Genomic DNA, 19,184 nt, shown 5'->3' with positions numbered 1-19,184 from the left:
CCTGGTGACCGTCATCCGAGGCGGGCCTCCACGGTGACGAAGGAGTGGGCGGGCAGGTGCACCCGCAGCCCGGAAGCGGTCGCCGTGACCTGCTCGTGAGGCCTCGGGGCGACGGCGGCCGGCGTCTCGGGCGTGTTGTGGGCCTGCAGCTTCTCCGCGGTGAGGATCCGGGAGCGCGCGCCGGCCACGGCGCCGCCACGCAGGTCTAGCTCGACGTCGACGGCCTCGGCCGCGTCCAGGTTCGACATCGACACGAGCATCCGTCCGTCCTTGCGGCTCGCCGAGATCGAGACCGTCTTCAGCGCTTCCCTGCCGGGCAGGCCCGCCGGGAGGTCGACCCGCAGCGAGGCCGCGTCCTGGTGGCCCTTGTTCATCTCGAACACGTGGTACGTGGGCGTGAGCACGAGCGCGCCGGAGTCGGGGTCGGTCAGGATCATGGCCTGGAGCACGTTCACCGTCTGGGCGATGTTGGCCATCACCAGCCGGTCGGCGTGGCGGTGGAAGATGTCGAAGTGCAGGCCGGCCACCAGCGCGTCCCTGAGGGTGTTCTGCTGGTAGAGGAAGCCCGGGTTCGTGCCCGGCTCGACGTTCCACCAGGTGCCCCACTCGTCCAGCACCAGGCCCACCTTCTTGCCCGGGTCGTAGCAGTCCATGACGTTCGAGTGGCCGGTGAGGAGCTCGTCGATGCGCGCCGCCTGGACCATCGTGCGGTAGTAGTCGTCGGTGTCGAACACGGTGGCGTCGCCCTTGTCCTGCCACGTGCCCGGAATCGTGTAGTAGTGCAGGGAGAGCGCCTGGTAGAACGGCTGGGGCCGGTAGGCGCAGCCCAGGTCGCCCAGCTGCTTCATGAGCGTCTCGGTCCAGGCGTAGTCGTCGGTGTTCGCGCCGGCGGCGATGCGGTAGAGCTTGTTGTCGCCGTGGTCGCGGCAGTAGGTGCCGTAGCGGCGGGCCTCGTCGGCGTAGTGCTGGGCGGTCATGTGGCCGCCGCAGCCCCAGGTCTCGTTGCCGAGCCCCCAGAAGCGCACCCGCCAGGGCTCCTCGCGGCCGTTGGCCTTGCGCAGGCGCACCATCGGCGAGTCGCCCTCGCGGGTGAGGTACTCGACCCAGTCGCTCATCTCCTTGACCGTGCCCGAGCCGACGTTGCCGCTGATGTACGGCTCGGCGCCGAGCAACTCGCACAGGGCCATGAACTCATGGGTCCCGAAGTGGTTGTTCTCCTCGACGTTGCCCCAGTGGGTGTTGACCATCGCGGGGCGCTGGTCCTTCGGCCCGATGCCGTCCATCCAGTGGTACTCGTCGGCGAAGCAGCCGCCGGGCCAGCGCAGGTTGGGGATGTTCAGGGCACGCAGCGCGTCGACGACGTCCAGGCGGATGCCGCCGGCGTTCGGGAGGTCGCTGTCCTCGCCCACATAGAACCCGCCGTAGATGCAGCGGCCCAGATGCTCGGCGAAATGACCGTAGAGATGCCGGTTGATCACCGGACCCTCGACGTCGACATTGATGATGGCAGGCACGACGACATTGCTCATGGATGAATCCCTCAGGGGTGGTGGAGGTTGCTTTACCGATACATGGATCGGTAAAGCGAGGCAACTTTATCGATACAGCCACAACTGTCAAGGGCTGAACCCGGAGGCCGCCGGATCCGTACCTCCTGTCGACTGTCTGGAGGAGAGAGTCCTGTTGCGTTCTGGTCTCAGGAGGACCCTCGGGTCCTGGATGGGCGGGCGATGGCACACGGCACCAAGCGCGGCGAGGCGGTGGGTGGGCGAACCGGCGGTGACCCCCTGCAGGTCGGCGGCCATCGCGTGATCCGCCGGCTCGGCGCGGGCGGGATGGGCGTCGTCTACCTGGCGCAGAGCCCTTCGCGGCGACTGGTGGCAATCAAGATCATCCACCGGCATCTCGCCGGCGACCCGGAGTTCCGCCGGCGCTTCCGCCGCGAGGTCGCGACCACGCAGCGGGTCGCCCGCTTCTCCACGGCGCCCGTGCTCGAGGCCGATCTGGACGGCGACCTCGCGTACGTCGTCACCGAATACGTGCCCGGGCCGACGCTGTTCCGCGCGGTCAAGGAGCGGGGCCCGATGTCGGGCTCGGAGCTCGAAGGGCTCGCCATGAGCACGGCGGTCGCCCTGTGGGCCATCCACGCGGCCGGCGTCGTCCACCGGGATCTCAAACCGTCGAACGTGCTGCTGTCCCCCGTGGGGCCTAAAGTCATCGACTTCGGTCTCGCCTTCGCGGCCGACTCCACCACCCTGTCGTTCACCAGGATGGGCACGCCGGCGTACATGTCTCCGGAGCAGGTGCGCGGGCTGCCGCTCTCGCCGGCCTCCGACGTCTTCGCCTGGGCCGGCGTCGTGGTCTTCGCGGCCGGTGGGCAGCCGCCGTTCGGCAGGGGAGCGGGGCACGAGGTGCTCTACCGCGTCGTTCACGACGACCCCGTGCTTCCCGCGTTGGACGGCGTGCTGGGGGAACTGGTGTCGCGGGCGCTGAGCAAGAACCCGGCGGCGCGGCCGTCGGCAGCGGAGCTCGTGGACCTGCTCGCCGGGGGCACCGGTCTCCGGCTCCCGCCGACCATCCCGGGGGCCCGCCAGGAGCCCGAGGCCCGGCCGGCCGACCCGGAGCCGCGTGCGATCACCAGGCCGGGAAAGGGGCGCAGACGCCGTCGGGCCCCGTACCGGCGTTGGGCGTGGGGCGGTGCGGCGTTGGCCGCGCTCGCCCTGGTGACGGCAGGCGCGGTCCTCGTCTCTCAGGCGGCCGCCAACCGCAGCCTCCTGCCTGCCGAACTGGCCCTTCATGAACCGTCCGCGCAGGACGCCGGCACACGCTGGCGGAAACTCCCCGGTGAGAACCCGCTCCACGCTGACGGCGTGCGGTTCCACGTGCAGCCGGACAACGACGCGGCGCGGCAGGCACAGACCTGGTCCACGCAGGGCAGGACGGCCGACGCCGCCCTCATGCGGGCCCTGTCGGAGGTCCCCGCGGCCATGTGGCTCGCCGGAGGCTCGCCCGCCGACATCTCCCGTACAGTCCGTGACGCCGTCGCCGAGGCGGACCGGCAGCGGACCGTCCCCGCGTTCGTCACCGATCACATCCCCGGACGTGATTGCTGGAACGGCGGCGCCCCGAACGCCGAGAGCTACCGGGCGTGGATCGACGCGGTGGCCGAGGGCATCGGGAGCCGGCCCGCGGTCGTCGCCCTGGAGCCCAGCGGCCTGGCACGGATGCCCGGCAGCCCGGAGTGCCCACAGGGTGGGCAGGGCGCCGCCGCCCAGCGGTACGCCGATCTCACGTACGCCGTGGAGACCCTCACCGGCCTGGCCCGCACCGCCGTGTACCTCGACGGCGGGCTGGCGGGGTGGCCCGCCTTCGCCCAGATCGCCGACCGGCTGGTCAACGCGGGGGTGGTCCACGCCGACGGCTTCTACGTCAACATGGTCGGCTACCGCACGACCGAGCTGTCGCTCGCGTACGCCGCCAAGCTGTCCAGATGTGTCTACCTGAGAGTCGCGTCGAGGACGGCGCCGTGCGCCGACGCGGCTCTGGCCGCCGTGCCCGACTCCGCGCCCGGCCTGCCCCACTTCGTCGTCGACACCAGCCGCAACGCGGCGGGGGAATGGGAGCCGCCGGCCGGGCGGTTCCCCGTGCCGGACGAATGGTGCAATCCACCCGGCCGGGGTGCGGGCGCGCGGCCGACCGCCGACACGGGGAGCCCGCTGGCCGACGCGTTGTTGTGGCTCAACAGCCCGGGGTTCTCCAACGGCCAGTGCACCAGGGGCACCTCGGGACCGGCCGACCCGGTGTACGGCATCGTCACCCCGGCCGCCGGTCAGTGGTGGCCTGACCAGGCCCTCGAACGGGCGAAGAACGCGGTCCCGCCGCTGCCGCCCGCGGCACGGTAGCCGCCCGGCGCAGAGCGGCGAGCGTCAGGCCGCCGCCGATGACCCCGGCGGCGATCGTCGCCGCGGGCAGCCACGGGCTCGCCACGACCGAGACGAGCACGATCGTGCCGGCGATCAGACGGACCTGGCGACATCGGTGGACCCGGCTCCGGCGAGCGCCTGCCGGGCGCGTTCCGCGCGGTTGCCGGACTGGCAGATGAGCACCATGGGGCCGCCGGCGCTCGCGACGATGCGCCGCAGGTGCGCGGCGTCGATCTGCTCGAGCGGCAGGTTGACGGCGCCGTCGAGGTGCGCTGACCGGAACTCCGCCGGGGTGCGCACATCGACGAGCAGCACGCCGGGGTCGGCCGCGATCAGCGAGCGGGCGGAGACGGCGTCGATGCGGGCGGCGTTGAAACGGGACAAGGAAGGTTCTCCTCAGAGCTCGCGGATGTCGGGGGTCAGGCGGCGGCGAGGTCGGGCACGCCGGCGCCGGTGAGGGCCGCCGTGCGGTATCCCAGGCGGGCCAGGTGCCCGGCGGCGATGGCCGAGCGGCGGCCGCTGCCGCAGGCGACCAGGACCGGCCGCGCCGGGTCGAGCTCCGCGGGAACGCCGAGAGTGAACAGGTCGGGCAGGAAGCGTTCGACCGCGCCCTCCACCCGGGCCGCCGCCCACTCGCTCGGCATCCGCACGTCCAGCAGCTGCGCCCCGGGCCGGGCGAGCCGCTCGGCGAACGCCTTCAGCTCCAGCAGCTCGTACGTCTGCGTGGCGGCCTCACCCAGCTCCCGGACGACGCCCCGGACGGTGTCGATGCCGATCCTGGCCAGCTGGGTGACGGCCTCGGCGACGTCCTGGCCGGGCTCGGCGACGAGGGTGATGGGCTCCTCGTACGGCAGCAGCCAGCCCGCCCACGCCCCGAAGTCGTCGTCCAGCTCGATGCCGAGCGAGCCGGGCAGCATCCCGCGCGCCTGGACCTGACGGGGCCGGATGTCCACCACGTGCGAGCCGGCGGACACGGCGTCGAGCTCGGGGACCCCGACCGGAGGCATGGGCGCCCCACCGAGGGTGTTGGCCGGGCCCATGCGCCGGTAGTAGGCCGGGATGGGCAGGGGATCGGCGAGCACCCGATCGGCGAACTCGCCGGCATCGTCGATGGCCAGCAACGGGTTGTCCGTCAGCTCCGCGCCGATGCTGGAGGTGAGCCGGCCCGCGCCCGTGGCCGTGCAGAACGAGCCCTCGCCATGCGTGGGGTACAGGCCGACGCCGGGCGGCAGCGCGGCCAGCCGGCGCAGCGAGAGGTGCTGGAGCCGGGCCAGCGTCGGGGCGCGTTCGGGGCCGAGCAGGTCGGGGCGGCCGGCCGAGGCCACCAGCAAGCTGCCACCGGAGAACACCACGACCGGCTCGCCGTCGATGAGCACCAGGTAGCTGGTGTGCTCAGGGGTGTGGCCGGGCGTGTGGATCGGCCGGATGGTGAGCCCGCCGCCCTCGATGTCCTCCATATGGAAAGCGGGCGTGTGCCGGTACGCGGCCGCCGCGGCGGCCGGCAGCACCAGCTCCGCGCCGGTCCGCTGTGCGGCCTGCGCGGCGCCGGAGACGTAGTCGTTGTGCAGATGGGTCTCCAGCACGAACCGCAGCTCGACGTCGGCCGCGGCCGCAAGGAATCGGTCGATGTCCCGCTGCGGATCGACGAGGGCACCCTTGCCCTCGTGCGTCAGCAGATAGGTCTGGTCGCCCAAGCCAGGGGTGCGAAAAGGTATGACGTCCATAAAATACCCCCAGGGGTATGTAGATCGTACAAAAATGCGGCCGCGGAGCCCGCGGCCGCTGGACTAGGCGAGGGCCAGGAAGAGCTTTTCCAGCTCGGCCACGCTCATCGGCGGCTGCTCGCCGCGGTCCTGCGCGTCCTGGCAGTGCCGCAGCCCTGTGGCCACGATCTTGAATCCGGCGCGGTCCAGCGCCTTGGAGACCGCCGCCAGCTGGGTCAGCACCTTTGTGCAGTCCTCGCCGGCCTCGATCATCGCGATCACCCCGGCCAGCTGGCCATGCGCCCGCTTCAGCCGGGTCAGCGCGTCGCCCACCATGCCCTCGGTCAGTTCCATGTCTCGACTATACCCCGAGGGGTATCCATGCTCACCAATGGGGCGAGACCCGACTATGGAAACGGTTTTCATGTGCTAATCTCGCGATCGCCCCAATCCCCCTGAACTAGGGACATTCAGTGCGTTACCCCAGCTTTTTGCGTGCCCTGGCGGCAGCTTGTGCCCTTTCCGCGGCCGCATGTTCGGTGCCGGCAGGCGGGCAGAGCACGGATTCCGCCTCGACCGGCGGGCGGATCAAATTGGCGATGCTCCTGCCCCCGCGTACGGGCCTGTCGCCGTTCAGCGACGACGCCTTCAAGCTGTCGCGCTGGTCCACCGCCGAGACCCTGATCAACCTGGACGAGATCGGCGACGCGCGACCGGGGCTCGCCACCGCGTGGGCGCGGACCTCCGCACGGACCTGGGAGTTCACCGTCCGCCCCGGCGTGACGTTCCACGACGGCACCCGGCTGACCGCCCAGGTGGCCGCCAACGTGCTGACCCGCGCCACCAAGGCCACCCCCAAACCCCGCATCCTCGACGGCGTCGAGCTGACCGCCAAGGCGGAGGGCGACAAGGTGGTGGTGACCACAGGCGAGCCGGACCCGCTCGTACCGCAGCGTCTGTCCTCGCCGCAGCTGTCGATCCTCGCGGAGAGCGCCTACGGCCCGGACGGCACGGTGAACCCGGTCGGCACCGGCAGCGGCCCCTTCAAGCTGACCAGGGTCAACGGCACCACGACCGCGACCCTCGATCGTTACGACGGCTACTGGGGTGAGAAGGCCAAGGCGACCGGCATCGACGTCGCTTTCGTGCCGGACGGCACCGCCCGAGCCGCCGCCATCCGCAGCGGCCAGGCGCACATCGCCGAGGCGGTGCCGGTCTCACAGGCCGCGCTGCTGCAGAAGGAGACGATCAGCGAGGTGCCGATGCCGCGCACCAACACCCTCTACCTGAACACCAAGTCGGGTCCCTTCAAGGACCCGGGGGTACGCGCCGCCGCACGCACGGCCATCAACCCCGCCCAACTGGTCACGGGCGTGTACGAGGGCCGCGCCGACCTCGCCCGCGGCCTCCTGGGACCCGCGCTGCCGTGGGCCGCCGAGGGCCGCCGCCCCCTGACCGGGCGCACGGCGCCCACGGACGCCAAGGGCGTGTCGATCACCCTGGCCACCTACTCCGACCGGCCGGAGCTGCCGGAGGTCGCCTCGGTGCTGCAACAACACCTCCAGGCCGCCGGGTTCACCGTCAAGCTCGTGGTCCGCGAGTACGCGCACATCGAGGAGGACGCGCTGGCCGGCGCGTTCGACGCGTTCATCCTCTCCCGCGCGACCGTGCTGGACTCGGGCGACCCGGTGGCGTACCTGCAGGCCGACTTCACCTGCGAAGGCTCCTTCAACCTGGCCAAGTTGTGCGACGAGGACGTCGACCAGGCCGTGAAGAAGGCCGCGGCGACGGAGGCCGGCGCCGCGAGGCGCGCGGCGATCCTGGAGGCCGAGGCGGCGATCCTGAGAACCGACGCCGCGATCCCGATGTTGCACGAGCGCGTCATCCAGGGTGACGCCACCACGGTGGTGGACTCGGCGAAGGACCCGCGCGAGCGCATCCTGATCACCACCGACACGCGGCTGAAATGACGGCGGCGGCAGTGAGGGAGCGCGCCGGCGTGCTGTCCGCGCGGGCTGTCGCCCTCGTCGCGATCATCGTCGCGGTCGGGCTGCTGCCCTGGTTGTCCGGCCGCGACGCGGCGCTGTCTCTGCTGCGCGCCCGGTCGGCCGAGCAGGAGCCGACGGCGGAGGCATTGGAGGCCATCCGGCGCGACCTGGGCCTGGACGGCGGTCCCGTGGCGGTGCTCGGCGACTGGCTGGCAGGAGTGCTGCGCGGCGATTTCGGCCGTTCCTGGGTGGACGGCGGCCCGGTACTGCCCTCGGTGGTGTCGGGGCTCGGCGTCTCGCTGACGCTGATGGGCGCGGCGCTGGTCGTGACGCTGGTCCTGGCCTGCGTGTTGTGCGCGCCGACAGTGGTGCGCGGCGCGCGGGGCACCCTGCGCGGCGCCCGTGGCACGGGGTCCGCGGCGGCCGTGCTCGCCGCGCTGCCCGAGTTCCTCGTCGCGACATTGCTGCTGATCACGCTGTCGGTGTGGCTGGGCTGGCTGCCGCCCTACGGCTGGCACAACCCGCAGGACATGGTGCTGCCCGCGCTCGCGCTGGGCATCCCGGCCGGCGGGATGCTGGGACGGCTGGTGGACGACGCGCTGCCGGCCGCGTTCGCCGAGCCGTGGGTCGGATTGTGGCGCTCGGCCGGCTGCCGTCCCGGCGTGCTCGCGCGAGCGGTGCTGCGGCGTGCGCTGCCGGCCCTCGTGCCGCAGTTCGGGCTGGTCGCGGTGGGGCTGACGGGTGGCGCGGTGGCCGTCGAGACGGTGTTCGCGGTGCCCGGTATCGGCCGCACCGCGCTGGGCGCGGCGGAGGCGCAGGACCTGCCGCTGCTGCAGGCCGCGGTGCTCGCCCTCGTCCTGCTCGGCGTACTCGCCGGAATCCTGTCGGGCGCCGCACGGCGCTGGATGCTCGGCCCCGGGTTGCGTGACGCCGCCCTGTCACTGCCCGCGCCGGTGACGGGTGACGGCCGGGCGCGCCGCCTGATCCCGGCCGCCTGCGCCGCGGTGCTGGCGGCCGCCATCGGCTGGGGTCTGCTCCTCGATCCGCTGGCCGTGGACCTGGCCGCCAGGCTCGCCGGTCCGAGCTGGGACCATCCGCTGGGCACCGACGCGCTCGGCCGGGACGTGCTGGCCAGGGCCGGTCACGGGGCGGCGGCCACGGTCGGGGTGGCGGCGCTGGTCTGCGCCGCCTCCTACGTCGTCTCCCTTGCCCTCGGCTTCCTCCCGGGCGTCGCCTCCGGGGCCGCCGACATTGGCAACGCCGTGCCGCCGGCGATCGCCGGAATCCTGGCCGCGGCGTTGCTGGGTCCCAGCACGCTCGGCGCGTCCGTCGCGGTCGCTCTGGTGTCCTGGCCCATGCTCGCCGCCCACGCGGCCGCGCTGGTCTCCGAGACCCGCGCCGCCGCCCACCTGGTGGCCCAGCGCGCCATCGGCTCGCCACCCTCCTGGATCCTGACCCGTCACGTCCTTCCCGCGGTCGCCGGTCCGCTCGCCCGGCACGCGGTGCTGCGCCTGCCCAGCATCGCCCTGGCCATGGCCTCCCTCGGCTTCCTGGGCCTGGGGGCTCAGCCACCCGCTCCCGAGTGGGGGCTGACGCTGGCCGAGTCGCTCCCGTACGTCGAACGCGGCCCGTGGGCGTCGCTGGTCCCGGCGGGGATGCTCCTGCTCCTGGCCGCTCTCGCGGTCTCATTGTCCACCCTCGCCGGTACGCGGGGACGGCCGGCATGACGGGCGCCCAACCGCTGCTGCGCGTGCGCGACCTGCGCATCGCCGGTCCGGACGCCGAGCTCGTCCGCGGCCTGTCCTTCGAAGTGGACCACGGCGAGACGGTGGCCGTCGTCGGCGAGTCCGGCGCGGGCAAGTCGCTCACCGCGCGCGCCGTGCTCGGGCTGCTGTCACCCGGCCTGCGCGTCTCCGGCAGCGTACGCCTGGACGGGCGGGAACTGCGTGGAGCGCCGGAGCGCCGCTACCGGCAGGTTCGAGGCCGACGCGTGGCCTTCGTGCCGCAGGACGCGCTGTCGGTGCTCAGCCCCGTGCACACCGTCGGCGACCAGCTCGCCCTGGCCGCGAGATCGGTGCGCCGGCTGAGCCGCAGGGCCGCGGCGGAACGGGCGGTGGCCGCGCTGGAGCGGGCCGGCATCCCCGACGCGGCCCGGCGGGCGCGTGCCTACCCGCACGAGTTCTCCGGCGGGATGCGGCAGCGGGTCGTGATCGCCATGGCCACCGTCAACGAACCCGCCCTCATCGTCGCCGACGAGCCGACCACGGCGCTGGATCCGGTGGTCCAGGATCGCATCCTGCGCATGCTGGGGGAGCCGCGCGAGGGCACGCGGCCGGGGCTGCTGCTGGTCACGCACGATCTGGCGGTGGCCGCCGCGCACGCGGACCGGGTGCTGGTCATGTACGCGGGGCGGCTGGTCGAGTCCGGCCCGGTCGGCCCGGTGCTGCGCCGCCCCCGCAGCCCTTACACCGGCGGGCTCCTCGCCTCCCTGCCAGGGCGGGCCGCGACGGGCCGGCGGCTGCCGTCGATCGGCGGCTTCCCACCGCGGACCGGCGCGCTGCCGCCAGGGTGCGCCTTCGCGCCCCGCTGCCCGGCCGCCGCCGACGAGTGCCGGCAGCGGGAGCCGCAGCCGCACGAAGCCGGCGACGAGCGGCTGGTCGCCTGCCACCGGGTCGGCGACCTGCCGGATCCGGTGAGCGAGCTGTTCGAGGAGCCGGCATGACGCCGCAGGCCACGCGATCGGAGGGCCCCCGCATGACGCCGCCGCCCCTGTTGGGCGTCCGCGACCTCACCGTCCGGTATCCAGCGCGCGGCCGCCGTACGCCGCCGGTCCTCGCGGTGGACCACGTCTCCTTCACCGTGCCGCACGGCGAGACCCTGGCCCTCGTCGGCGGCTCGGGATCGGGCAAGTCGAGCATCGCCGCCGCCGTCCTCATGCTGCGAAGACCCGAGAGCGGGTCGGTGCGGTTCGACGGCCACGAGCTGACCGGGCTCGACGAGCGCGCCCTGCGCCGGCTGCGGCCCGCGCTGCAACCCGTCTTCCAGGACCCCTACGGCTCGCTCAGCCCTCGCTTGCGCGTGCACGACACGATCGCCGAGCCGCTGCGCGTCCAGGGACGCTGGGATCCGCTGACCGGACCGGCCCGCGTCGCGGAGCTGCTCGACCTCGTACGCCTCGACGGCTCACTCGCCCGCCGCAGACCGCACGAGCTGTCCGGCGGCCAGTGCCAGCGCGTCGGCATCGCCCGTGCGCTCGCCTGCGACCCTAGGCTCCTGGTGCTGGACGAGCCCGTGTCCGCGCTCGATCCGTCCGTACGGGCCGGGATCGTCAACCTCCTCGCCGACCTGCGGGACGAGCTGGGGCTCAGCCAGTTGTTCATCGCCCACGACCTGGCCCTCGTCCGGCACGTGGCCCGCCACCAGGTCGCGGTGCTGCACCACGGCCGGATCGTCGAATCCGGCCCGGCCGATCGCGTCTGGGACGCGCCCGCCCACCCCTACACCCGAGAGCTCCTCGCTGCCGCCCGCCTCACGCCATGAACGCACGATTGCATAAATATATAGACCGGTCTATCTTTATTTCATGGTCACTGACAAGGGAGCGCGGACGACCGCGCGCCTGACGGAGTCGATGCTCGAACTGATCCAGGCCCGCGGCTACAGCGGCACGGGCCTCAACACGGTGGTGGAGCACGCTCAGGCCCCCAAGGGGTCGCTCTACTTCCACTTCCCCGAGGGCAAGGAGGCGTTGGGCGAGAAGGCCGTCGAGCTGGCCGCCGAGCAGTTCCGCAGGCTCGTGACCGACATGGCGGCGGAGGCCGCGAGCCCAGGGGACGTGCTCCGGCGCGTCGTCGACGTGCTGGCGGGCATCCTCACCGGCAACGACTACCGGCTCGGCTGCCCGGTCTCGGTGGTCACGTTGGAGATGGGGGCGCACAGCGAGCGCCTGCGCACGGCCTGCGCGGCCGCCTTCGAATCGTGGATCGCCCCGATGACCGACCACCTCGCCGGCCGCGGCCACGCGCGTGCGACGGCACGTGCCATGGCCACCACCGTCGTCAGCACGCTGGAGGGCGCGGTGATCATGTCCAGGGCCCGGCGCGACGTGGAGGCGTTGCGCAACGCCGCTCTGGTTCTCGGCGCACTTCTCGACCAGCCGCCCGCCGAAGAGGAGACCTCGTGAACCGGCATGCGCTCGTGTTCGGGGCCTCCGGGTTCATCGGCCGCCATGTGATCCTCGCGCTGGACCAGACCGGTGTCCGGGTCACCGCGGCCACGCGGGACAGCAGGTCCTTCGCCAGGCTGAGCGGCTGGCTCGCCGCGCACGGATGCCGGGCCGCCGTGGACGGCGTACGCGTCAGCTTCGACGCGCCGGCGTTGATCGACGGTGACGCGGACGACGTCACCGAGATCTACAACTGCGCGGGGGCCTACCGGTTCGGGATGACGGTAGCGGAGGCGCGTCGCGCCAACGTCGACAGCGTCAGGGCGATCGTGTCCTTCGCCGCGCGCTTGCCGCGCCTGCGGCGGCTCGTGCACGTCTCGGGCTACCGCGTGGGAGGCCAGGACCCCGCGACGGTGCCGTGGAGCGACGAGCTCGTCCGGCAGGTCTACCAGCGCGTCGGCGCCTACGAGGGGTCCAAGATGGAGGCGGACGCCGTCCTGCGGGCCCTCGCCGATCAGCTGGGCGTGCCCTGGTCCATCGTCAACCCGTCCAGTGTGATCGGGGTCAGCACGAGCGGAGAGTCCGATCAGCAGCTCGGTCTTGCCGCGACCCTGAAGGAGATCTGGCGAGGCTCGGTCGCGGCCCTGCCGGGCGACGCGCGGACGTTCGTCCCTGTGATCCCCGTGGACTATCTGGCTCGATTCATGACGCTGCTCCCTGAGGACCCGGCCGCCGCGCGAGCCGCGTTCTGGATCCTGGACGACGACACTCCGCCGCTGCCGGATCTTCTCTCGCTCGTGGGCCGGCACTATCAGGTCAAGGTCCCGCGGCTGAGGGTCCCCGTGCCGGTGATCCGGCGGCTGCCCGCCGCGCTGACCAAAGCGGACCCGGAGACGCTGACCTTCATGTCCTCCGACCGCTATCCCACGGGGCCCGCCCGCGAGTTCGCCGGACGTCACAGACTCGAGCTCCCCGACACCGTCGAGTCGATCCTGCGATGGGCCGACCACCTGGCCGCCCACCGGTTCGGGGCCGCGTCCGCCGAGGGACCGGCGCGGCGGTTCACCCGGCACGCGGGCGTGCGGACGTTCGGAATCGGCGACCCGGGCGCGCCGGTCCTGGTGCTGCCCGGTCTTCCCGTCAACGCCGACACCTGGGCGCCGGTCGCCGCCGCGCTCGGCCACGCGCGCGTGGTGGACCTTCCCGGCCTCGGCCTCAGCGCGGGCCGTCCCCGGGACCTGCCCGCGTGGCTGGCCGCGCTGGTCGAGGAGACCGGCCCTGCGCACCTGGTCGGCCACTCCCTCGGGGCCGCCGCGGCGCTCGAGGCCGGACTGGCGCGCCCGGATCGCGTCGAGCAGCTCACTCTGGTGTCGCCCTTCTTCCTGCAGGCCGGCGCCCCGTTCGCCACGCGCCTGGCCCCGCTCACCCGTCTTTACCTCCGCCGGGCACGTCCCGGCGCCCTGTCACGGCTGCTCACCGGGGACACGTCCCATGCGGACCAGCTCGCGTCCAGCGCCGAGGACCTGCGCCGGGCCCGCGTTGCCGCCCACGTGGCGCAGCTCCTGTCCGCCGCCGGCCGCGAACGATGGCGGCGGGACCTTCGAGCCAAGCTCGGCCGTTACCCGGGCCGCGTCCACGTGATCGTCGGGTCCGAGGACCCGCTGTCCGGCGAAGGCCGGGCGCTGGTGGACACGCTCGGCCCGCGGGCGAGCGTGTCCACGATCGCCGGGGTGGGCCACCACCCGCAGCTCACCCACGGCGAGGAACTCGCCCGGACGATCCGGGAGCACGCCCTCGGGCCTCACATCAGCGCCGACGGCGGCGGGAGCGGGTGGCGAGGGCTCCCGCGATGACCCCGGCCGCGAAGGCGGTGAGCACCGGCGCGGCGCGCCGTAGCAGCGGTAGGGCGACGAGTCGCAGACCGTCGAGCGCGGGGGTCTCCGGCTCGGAGGTCGACGCCGTCGCGGGATCGGCCGATCCCCAGACGCCGGACGGGAATGATGCCGCGCGGCCGGCGGATCCTCCAGACCCGGACGATGGCGCCGGTGCCGGCTGGGCGGATCCTCTGGTGTCTGCCGCTGGAGCGGGCTCGGGCTGGGTGAGCAGGGTCTCGAGGTTCGTGGCGAATTCGTCGATCAGCCGTTGGGAAACGTCCGCGATGACCCCGCGGCCGAACTGGGCGACCCTGCCGCGGATCATCAGGTCGGTGTCGAGGGAGACCTTGGTGCCTGCCGGGTCCGGCGCCAGCTCTGCCACGACGTGGGCGTCGGCGTTGCCGTTGCCGTTCCGCTCCGCGCCGGAGGCCCTGAGGACCACGCGCCGGCTCGCCTCGTTCGCCTCCAGGAAGCGGACCTTGCCCTGGTACGCGACGCTGAGCGGGCCCACCTTGACCTTCACCTCTCCCTCGTAAGCGTCGCCCGTGCGGCCGAGCAGGCGGCTGCCTGGCATGCACGCGGCGATCCGTTCGACGTCGAGGAGGAGGTCGAAGACGCGGGCCGGCTCTTCGGCGAGGGTGAAGGTGTGCTGTAGTCGCATCAGGTGTCCATGATGCCCTTGCGCTGGGCGCCGTCGAGCGGCAGATGGGCGCCGTTGACGAAACTCGCCCGCGGCGAGGCGAGGAAGGCGACGACCGAGGCGACCTCCTCCGGCTCGCAGATGCGGCCGAGCGGGATCGAGGCGACCGCCAGCTCGTGCGCGCGGTCCTGGCTCACTCCCTTGTCCCGGGCGAACGCCTTCTCCAGCGTGTCCCAGCGGTCGGTGTTGACCGGGCCGGGGTTGACGGTGTTGATGCGCACGCCGTACCGGCCGTACTGCTCGGCCACCGACGAGGCGAAGTTGATGTCGGCGGCGTTGGCGACGCCTGCCGTCATCTCCCAGTAGCTGGGCTTGAGCCCGTCGTTGCCGACCACGAGCACGATGGATCCGCTGCCCCGCTCGCGCATGTGGGGGATGACCGCTCGGACCGTCCGCACGTACCCCATGAATTTGAGGTTGAGGCTGCTCATCCACTGTTCCTCGGTGAGGTCCTCGAGGAGGCCGCCGGGCGAGCTGCCGGCGCAGGTGACCAGGACGTCGATCCGGCCGAACCGCTCCAGGGTCTCCTCGACGCAGCGTCGCACGTCCTCGGTCACGCTCATGTCGCCGGCCAGCGGCAGGACGGTGCGCCCGCTGGCCTCGGAGATCTTCTTGGCCGTCCTCTCCAGTTCGTCGGCCGTGCGGGCCGTGATGACCACGTCACATCCTTCGCCGGCGAGCTGTTCGGCCACCGCCCGGCCGATCCCCTTGCTCGCCCCGGTGATGAAGGCGACCTGCCCCTCGAGCTTGAGGTCCACGAACGTCTCCTTTAGGTCGGACTGTCGATATTTGATATACCATCCATCAACCTGAGACGCTAGACCCGTGATGACGCGATGACAGTGCCTACGGCGCACAGGAGCGTCTCGGTCCGTGGCGGGCCGATGAGCTGCGCGCCGACGGGTAGTCCTGTCGCGTCCGTTCCGGCCGGCACGGACAGCGCCGGCAGACCGGTCACCGAGGCGAGCGCGGTGAGCCGCGCGTAGGCGGCGCCCGTGGCCTCCGGGCGGCCGGCGACCTCGACCGTGTCCGCTCCGGTAGGGGCCGCGGTGACCGGCACGGTGGGCAGGAGCAGCAGGTCCGCGCCGGTGGTCCGCAGGCCCGCGGTGATGAGGTCGCGCAGGTGTGCGGCCACGCGGCGGGCCCGTACATAGTCCACCGCCCTGACCTCGGCTCCGGTCCGCAGAGTCGCGCGGAGCTCCGCCGACGCCGCGCCCGGCGCGTCGGCCCACAGGTCGGCGGATTCGGCGAGCATCACCACCAGCGTCACCGCCGGCGCTGCCGCGATGACGGCGGGCAGATCCAGCTCGACGACGTCGGCGTCGGCGGCGAGGAGCGCGTCGCGGGCGGCGGCCATGCGGTCCGCGATCCCCTCCCCGACCCTGCCGCGCCACAGCCCGTCGGGCATCGCGACCCGGCGACCGTGCAGGGCGGGGCGTCCATGGGTGGGAGCTCCGGTGCGCTCCCCTGGCGGCGCGGGCGATCCGGCGGAGAACGCTGCGGGCCAGGGCGATCCGGTGAGTGTCGCGAACACGGCGGCGCAGTCGGCCGCGGACCGGGCGATCGGTCCCACCGTGTCCTGGGTGGGAGCGAGCGGGGTGATGCCTGCCATCGGGATGGTTCCCCAGGTCGGCCGCAACCCGGCGACCCCGCACAGCGCGGCGGGGTTGCGGATCGAGCCGCCGGTGTCCGTGCCCAGCGCGATCTCGACGATGCCCGCGGCGACCGCCGCCGCCGACCCGCCGCTCGATCCGCCGGCCGACCGCGAGAGGTCCCGGGGATTGCGGCAGCCGGGCGTCGTCATGCCCCATGCGAGTTCGTGCATCCGGGTCTTGCCGATGACGACGGCTCCGGCCTCCTCCAGGAGACGTACGACGGTGGCGTCCCGTACGGGCACCCGATGTCCCAGGCCGGGGGTGCCGTTCCTCGTGGCGACCCCGGCCATGTCGATGTTGTCCTTGACCGCGACCGGCACGCCGTGCAGCGGCCCGCGGATCAGACCGTCCCGCCGCTCGGCATCCGCCCGGCGCGCGGCGGCGATCGCCCGGTCCGGCAGCAGGGCGACGAACGCGCCGGAAGCGTCCGCTTCCGCGGCGGCCAGGGCCGCCTCCGCGAGCTCCACCGCCGTCGCCGCACCGTGGCGCAACCGCGCGCCGAGAGCGTCGAGCCCACCGGGCCCCCACCGGCCCGCACTGTCGTCCGGCAGGTGACCGACGGCCGGCCATCGGCCCGCGCCGGCCGTCGGTAGATCGCCGCCGGCCATGGCGCTCGGATCCGGTTCGGAGGGCGGGCCGGTCATGCCGTCCGGCCCGTTCTCGGGCAGCGGCACCGCCCGCAGCCGGTTGACGGCGCGCTCCAGCGCCGCGGTCAACGGCGATGCCGATTCCTGGCCCGGCGGCAGGTCAGGTGTCATGGGCCGAGGGCGCCGGCAGCTCGTGGCGGACGATCTTGCCCATGGCGTTGCGCGGCAGCGCATCGATGAAGAGCACCCGCTTGGGACACTTGTAGGGGGCCAGCCGGGTGCGGGCGAAGGCGATGAGGGCGTCCCCCGAGACGGCGGGGGAGTGGCCGGTCCGCACCACCCAGGCGGTCACCTCCTCACCCCATCGCGCCGACGGCAGGCCGGCGACCGCGGCCTCCGCGACGCCCGGATGCTCCTCCAGCACCTGCTCCACTTCGCGGGGGTAGACATTCAGCCCTCCGGTGATGACGAGCTCCTTGGACCTGCCGCTGATCGTCAGATGGCCGGTGGCGGGGTCGACGTGGCCGAGGTCGCCGGTGCGGAACCATCCCCCTGGATGGAACGCCTCGGCGGTCGCCTCCGGACGGTTCCAGTAGCCCGTGAACACCTGAGGGCCGCGCAACACGATCTCCCCCTCCGCCGCGTCCCGGCCCGCGACGTCACAGATCCGCAGCTCCACGCCTGGCAGCGGCAGCCCGACGGTGCCCGGCAGCCGCGGCCCGCCGAGTGGGTTCGACACGTTGAGGCCGCTCTCGGTCGTTCCGTACCGCTCGAGCGGGACCTGCCCGATCGCGGTGGCCACCCGCAGGGCCAGCTCCGGTGAGAGCGGCGCCGACCCGCAGACCGCCAGGCGCAGCCGCCGCAGGGAAGCAGGCTGTGTGAGCTCCGCGAGCTCGGCCAGCCGCTCGTACATCGCGGGTACGGCGAACAACACGCTGGCCCGCTCCTCGGCGACGGTCTCGATGAGCCGCCGCTCGTCGAAGCGCGAGAGGACCCGGGTGCGGGATCCGGTGAGCAGGGCGGCATGGACCCCGCCGAGCCCGTGCTGATGGGTCAGCGGCAGCGCGTGGACGAGGACGTCGTCCGCGGTCCACCGCCAGGCGGCGAGGGCCGCGCGGATCGACGACAACAGGTTGGCATGGCTCAGCGGCACGCCCTTGGGCGTCCCGGTGGTTCCCGAGGTGTAGGCGAGGAGCGCGGGCGAGTCCGACGGGACCGGCTCGGGATCCCGGGTGAGCCCGCAGGCCAGGACGTCCCCGAAGTCCGTACCGTCGAGTGCCGCCAGCGTGCGCAGCGGATGGCCGATGCGGGCGAGCGCCTCGCGGGACGCCCCGGCGGCGAAGGCCGCCTCTGCCCCCGCGTCCGAGACGAGGTGGCGCAGCTCCCGCTCGGTGAGCGCGGGGCTCGCGAGGACCGCCACACATCCGGCCCGCACCACGCCGGCGTAGGCGGTGACGAGGGCGATCCCGTTGGGCGCCGCGATGACGACGCGGGCGCCTGCCGGGAGGCGCCCGCGCAGCCAGCCGGCCACCGCCGCCGCGCGTTCGTCCAGTTCGGCGTGGGTCAGCGCGTCATCATCGACCTGTACGGCGACGGCATCGGGACGCAGGTGCGCCGTCCGCTGGAACGCCTCGCCCAGCGTGCCCTCCGCGAGCCCGGCCAGCAGGCCGGAGACATCCTCCACATGCCGCTCCCAGGCCGGACGTCCGAGGCCGGCTTCCGTGTCGCGCTCCCAGGCCCGGTGTCCGAGGCTGGCTTCCGTGTCGCGCTCCCAGGCCGGGTGTCCGAGGCCGGCTTCCGTGTCGCGCTCTCGAGCCCGACGTCCGAGGTCAGCCACGGGCGGCTCCCCTCTCCTGCTGGAGGAAGGCCACCGAGCCGTCCCAGGCGCGGCGGTTGCCCGCGCGTTCGGCCGCCAGTCGGTCGAAGAGCGCCGGGTCCCGGATCGCCGCCTTGACGCGGCGGATCGCGTCGCGGTCGCATCGCAGCAGCTCGTCCGCCAGAGCCAGGGCCTCGTCACCTGGGGTGTCGCTCAGCCTGGTCAGCAGCCCGATGCGCGCCGCCTCGTCCGCCGCCACCCAGCGCATGGTCAGGCACAGGTCCATGGCGCGGCCCGCGCCGACGAGCGCCGGCAGACCCCACGCGCCCACGGCCAGGCCGTGCCCCACGCCGGGGAAGCGGAAACGGGCGCCGGGTCCGCCGACGCGCAGGTCGGCGACGAGGGCGAGTTGGGCGCCACCCCCGACGGCCGGCCCCTCGACCACGGCGATCACCGGGCGGGGGTGTGCGGCCATCTGCTCGTAGAGCGCGTACAGCTCGTCGCTGAGCTCGGCGCGCACCTGGTCCGGCAGGTCGAGGTCGGCGCCCGCGCAGAACACCGCCGGATCGGCGCTGTCCAGGATCACCACGCGCTCACCGGCAGTACGGAAGGCGTCACGTAGCCTGGCCACGAGGCCGGGGACCAGCGCGTTGCGCCGCCGCCCCCGGTCGAGCCGCAGGCGCAGGACACCCGGCCGGGACGAATCGAGGATCAGGCCCTCACCCTTGACCATCCACCCTCCAATTGATGCATGATATACCAAACTTCAATCG

General features: G+C 73.2%; 16 protein-coding genes. 7 read left to right on the top strand and 9 right to left on the bottom strand.

The features are described 5' to 3' along the window. Positions 1–11 precede the first annotated feature (11 nt). Positions 12–1,529, bottom strand: a complete 1,518-nt coding sequence (locus tag OHA25_RS49965) for an alpha-N-arabinofuranosidase (RefSeq protein WP_327583878.1) — start codon at positions 1,527–1,529, stop codon at positions 12–14. A gap of 201 nt (positions 1,530–1,730) precedes the next feature. Here OHA25_RS49965 and OHA25_RS49960 point away from each other — a divergent pair, with 201 nt between their 5' ends. After that, positions 1,731–3,902 carry a glycoside hydrolase family 6 protein gene (locus tag OHA25_RS49960; RefSeq protein ID WP_327583877.1) on the top strand — a complete coding sequence of 724 codons (2,172 nt, stop codon included), beginning with the start codon at positions 1,731–1,733 and terminating at the stop codon, positions 3,900–3,902. A gap of 114 nt (positions 3,903–4,016) precedes the next feature. Here OHA25_RS49960 and OHA25_RS49955 read toward each other — a convergent pair whose 3' ends face one another. The 3 genes from OHA25_RS49955 to OHA25_RS49945 all read right to left on the bottom strand — a co-directional run bounded on the left by OHA25_RS49955 (position 4,017) and on the right by OHA25_RS49945 (position 5,980). Beyond that, the gene (locus OHA25_RS49955; RefSeq protein ID WP_442941981.1) at positions 4,017–4,307 is read right to left on the bottom strand and encodes a rhodanese-like domain-containing protein; all 291 of its coding nucleotides are present in this window, start codon (positions 4,305–4,307) and stop codon (positions 4,017–4,019) included. Between the two features lie 35 nt (positions 4,308–4,342). Continuing rightward, the gene (locus OHA25_RS49950) at positions 4,343–5,647 is read right to left on the bottom strand and encodes an MBL fold metallo-hydrolase (RefSeq protein ID WP_327583876.1); all 1,305 of its coding nucleotides are present in this window, start codon (positions 5,645–5,647) and stop codon (positions 4,343–4,345) included. A gap of 63 nt (positions 5,648–5,710) precedes the next feature. Then, the gene (locus OHA25_RS49945) at positions 5,711–5,980 is read right to left on the bottom strand and encodes a metal-sensitive transcriptional regulator (protein ID WP_305915960.1); all 270 of its coding nucleotides are present in this window, start codon (positions 5,978–5,980) and stop codon (positions 5,711–5,713) included. Between the two features lie 245 nt (positions 5,981–6,225). On the opposite strand from OHA25_RS49945, the gene OHA25_RS49940 reads away from it, so the two are divergent. From OHA25_RS49940 to OHA25_RS49915, 6 genes are read left to right on the top strand one after another with little or no spacing between them, the layout of a single operon-like run. Then, positions 6,226–7,596, top strand: coding sequence for an ABC transporter substrate-binding protein (locus OHA25_RS49940; RefSeq protein WP_327583875.1), 1,371 nt, complete (start codon positions 6,226–6,228; stop codon positions 7,594–7,596). A gap of 11 nt (positions 7,597–7,607) precedes the next feature. Beyond that, positions 7,608–9,341: an ABC transporter permease subunit gene (locus OHA25_RS49935; protein ID WP_327583874.1), complete on the top strand. Its 1,734-nt coding sequence runs from the start codon at positions 7,608–7,610 to the stop codon at positions 9,339–9,341. After that, a complete protein-coding gene (locus OHA25_RS49930) occupies positions 9,338–10,336 on the top strand; it encodes an ABC transporter ATP-binding protein (protein WP_327583873.1) in 999 nt (332 codons plus the stop codon). The genes OHA25_RS49935 and OHA25_RS49930 overlap by 4 nt, the downstream gene beginning before the upstream one ends. Beyond that, entirely contained in the window at positions 10,333–11,154 is an 822-nt protein-coding gene (locus OHA25_RS49925) for an ATP-binding cassette domain-containing protein (RefSeq protein ID WP_327583872.1), read from the top strand. The genes OHA25_RS49930 and OHA25_RS49925 overlap by 4 nt, the downstream gene beginning before the upstream one ends. Positions 11,155–11,197: 43 nt before the next feature. Then, the gene (locus OHA25_RS49920; RefSeq protein ID WP_327583871.1) at positions 11,198–11,797 is read left to right on the top strand and encodes a TetR/AcrR family transcriptional regulator; all 600 of its coding nucleotides are present in this window, start codon (positions 11,198–11,200) and stop codon (positions 11,795–11,797) included. After that, positions 11,794–13,632: an alpha/beta fold hydrolase gene (locus tag OHA25_RS49915; protein WP_327583870.1), complete on the top strand. Its 1,839-nt coding sequence runs from the start codon at positions 11,794–11,796 to the stop codon at positions 13,630–13,632. Before OHA25_RS49920 ends, OHA25_RS49915 begins: the two co-directional genes overlap by 4 nt. Here the strand turns inward: OHA25_RS49915 and OHA25_RS49910 are convergent. The 5 genes from OHA25_RS49910 to OHA25_RS49890 are packed head-to-tail and all read right to left on the bottom strand — an operon-like array spanning position 13,586 to position 19,144. After that, complete coding sequence (locus OHA25_RS49910; RefSeq protein WP_327583869.1) at positions 13,586–14,314, bottom strand: SRPBCC family protein; 729 nt, start codon at positions 14,312–14,314, stop codon at positions 13,586–13,588. The genes OHA25_RS49915 and OHA25_RS49910 overlap by 47 nt on opposite strands. Then, positions 14,314–15,111 (bottom strand): SDR family oxidoreductase, encoded by a 798-nt coding sequence (locus OHA25_RS49905; protein ID WP_327583868.1) that lies wholly within the window; start codon positions 15,109–15,111, stop codon positions 14,314–14,316. The genes OHA25_RS49910 and OHA25_RS49905 overlap by 1 nt, the downstream gene beginning before the upstream one ends. Positions 15,112–15,170: 59 nt before the next feature. Next, complete coding sequence (locus tag OHA25_RS49900) at positions 15,171–16,766, bottom strand: amidase (protein WP_327583867.1); 1,596 nt, start codon at positions 16,764–16,766, stop codon at positions 15,171–15,173. Next, the gene (locus OHA25_RS49895; protein WP_327583866.1) at positions 16,756–18,432 is read right to left on the bottom strand and encodes a class I adenylate-forming enzyme family protein; all 1,677 of its coding nucleotides are present in this window, start codon (positions 18,430–18,432) and stop codon (positions 16,756–16,758) included. Before OHA25_RS49895 ends, OHA25_RS49900 begins: the two co-directional genes overlap by 11 nt. Next, on the bottom strand, positions 18,425–19,144 hold the full coding sequence (locus OHA25_RS49890; protein ID WP_327583865.1) for an enoyl-CoA hydratase/isomerase family protein: 720 nt from the start codon (positions 19,142–19,144) through the stop codon (positions 18,425–18,427). Before OHA25_RS49890 ends, OHA25_RS49895 begins: the two co-directional genes overlap by 8 nt. Positions 19,145–19,184 lie beyond the last annotated feature (40 nt).

Origin of the sequence: Nonomuraea sp. NBC_00507 (genome assembly GCF_036013525.1) — a bacterium.
Classification (GTDB): Bacteria; Actinomycetota; Actinomycetes; order Streptosporangiales; family Streptosporangiaceae; genus Nonomuraea.
Note: the sequence above shows the minus strand (reverse complement) of the source record. Positions and strands in the feature narration are given on the sequence as shown.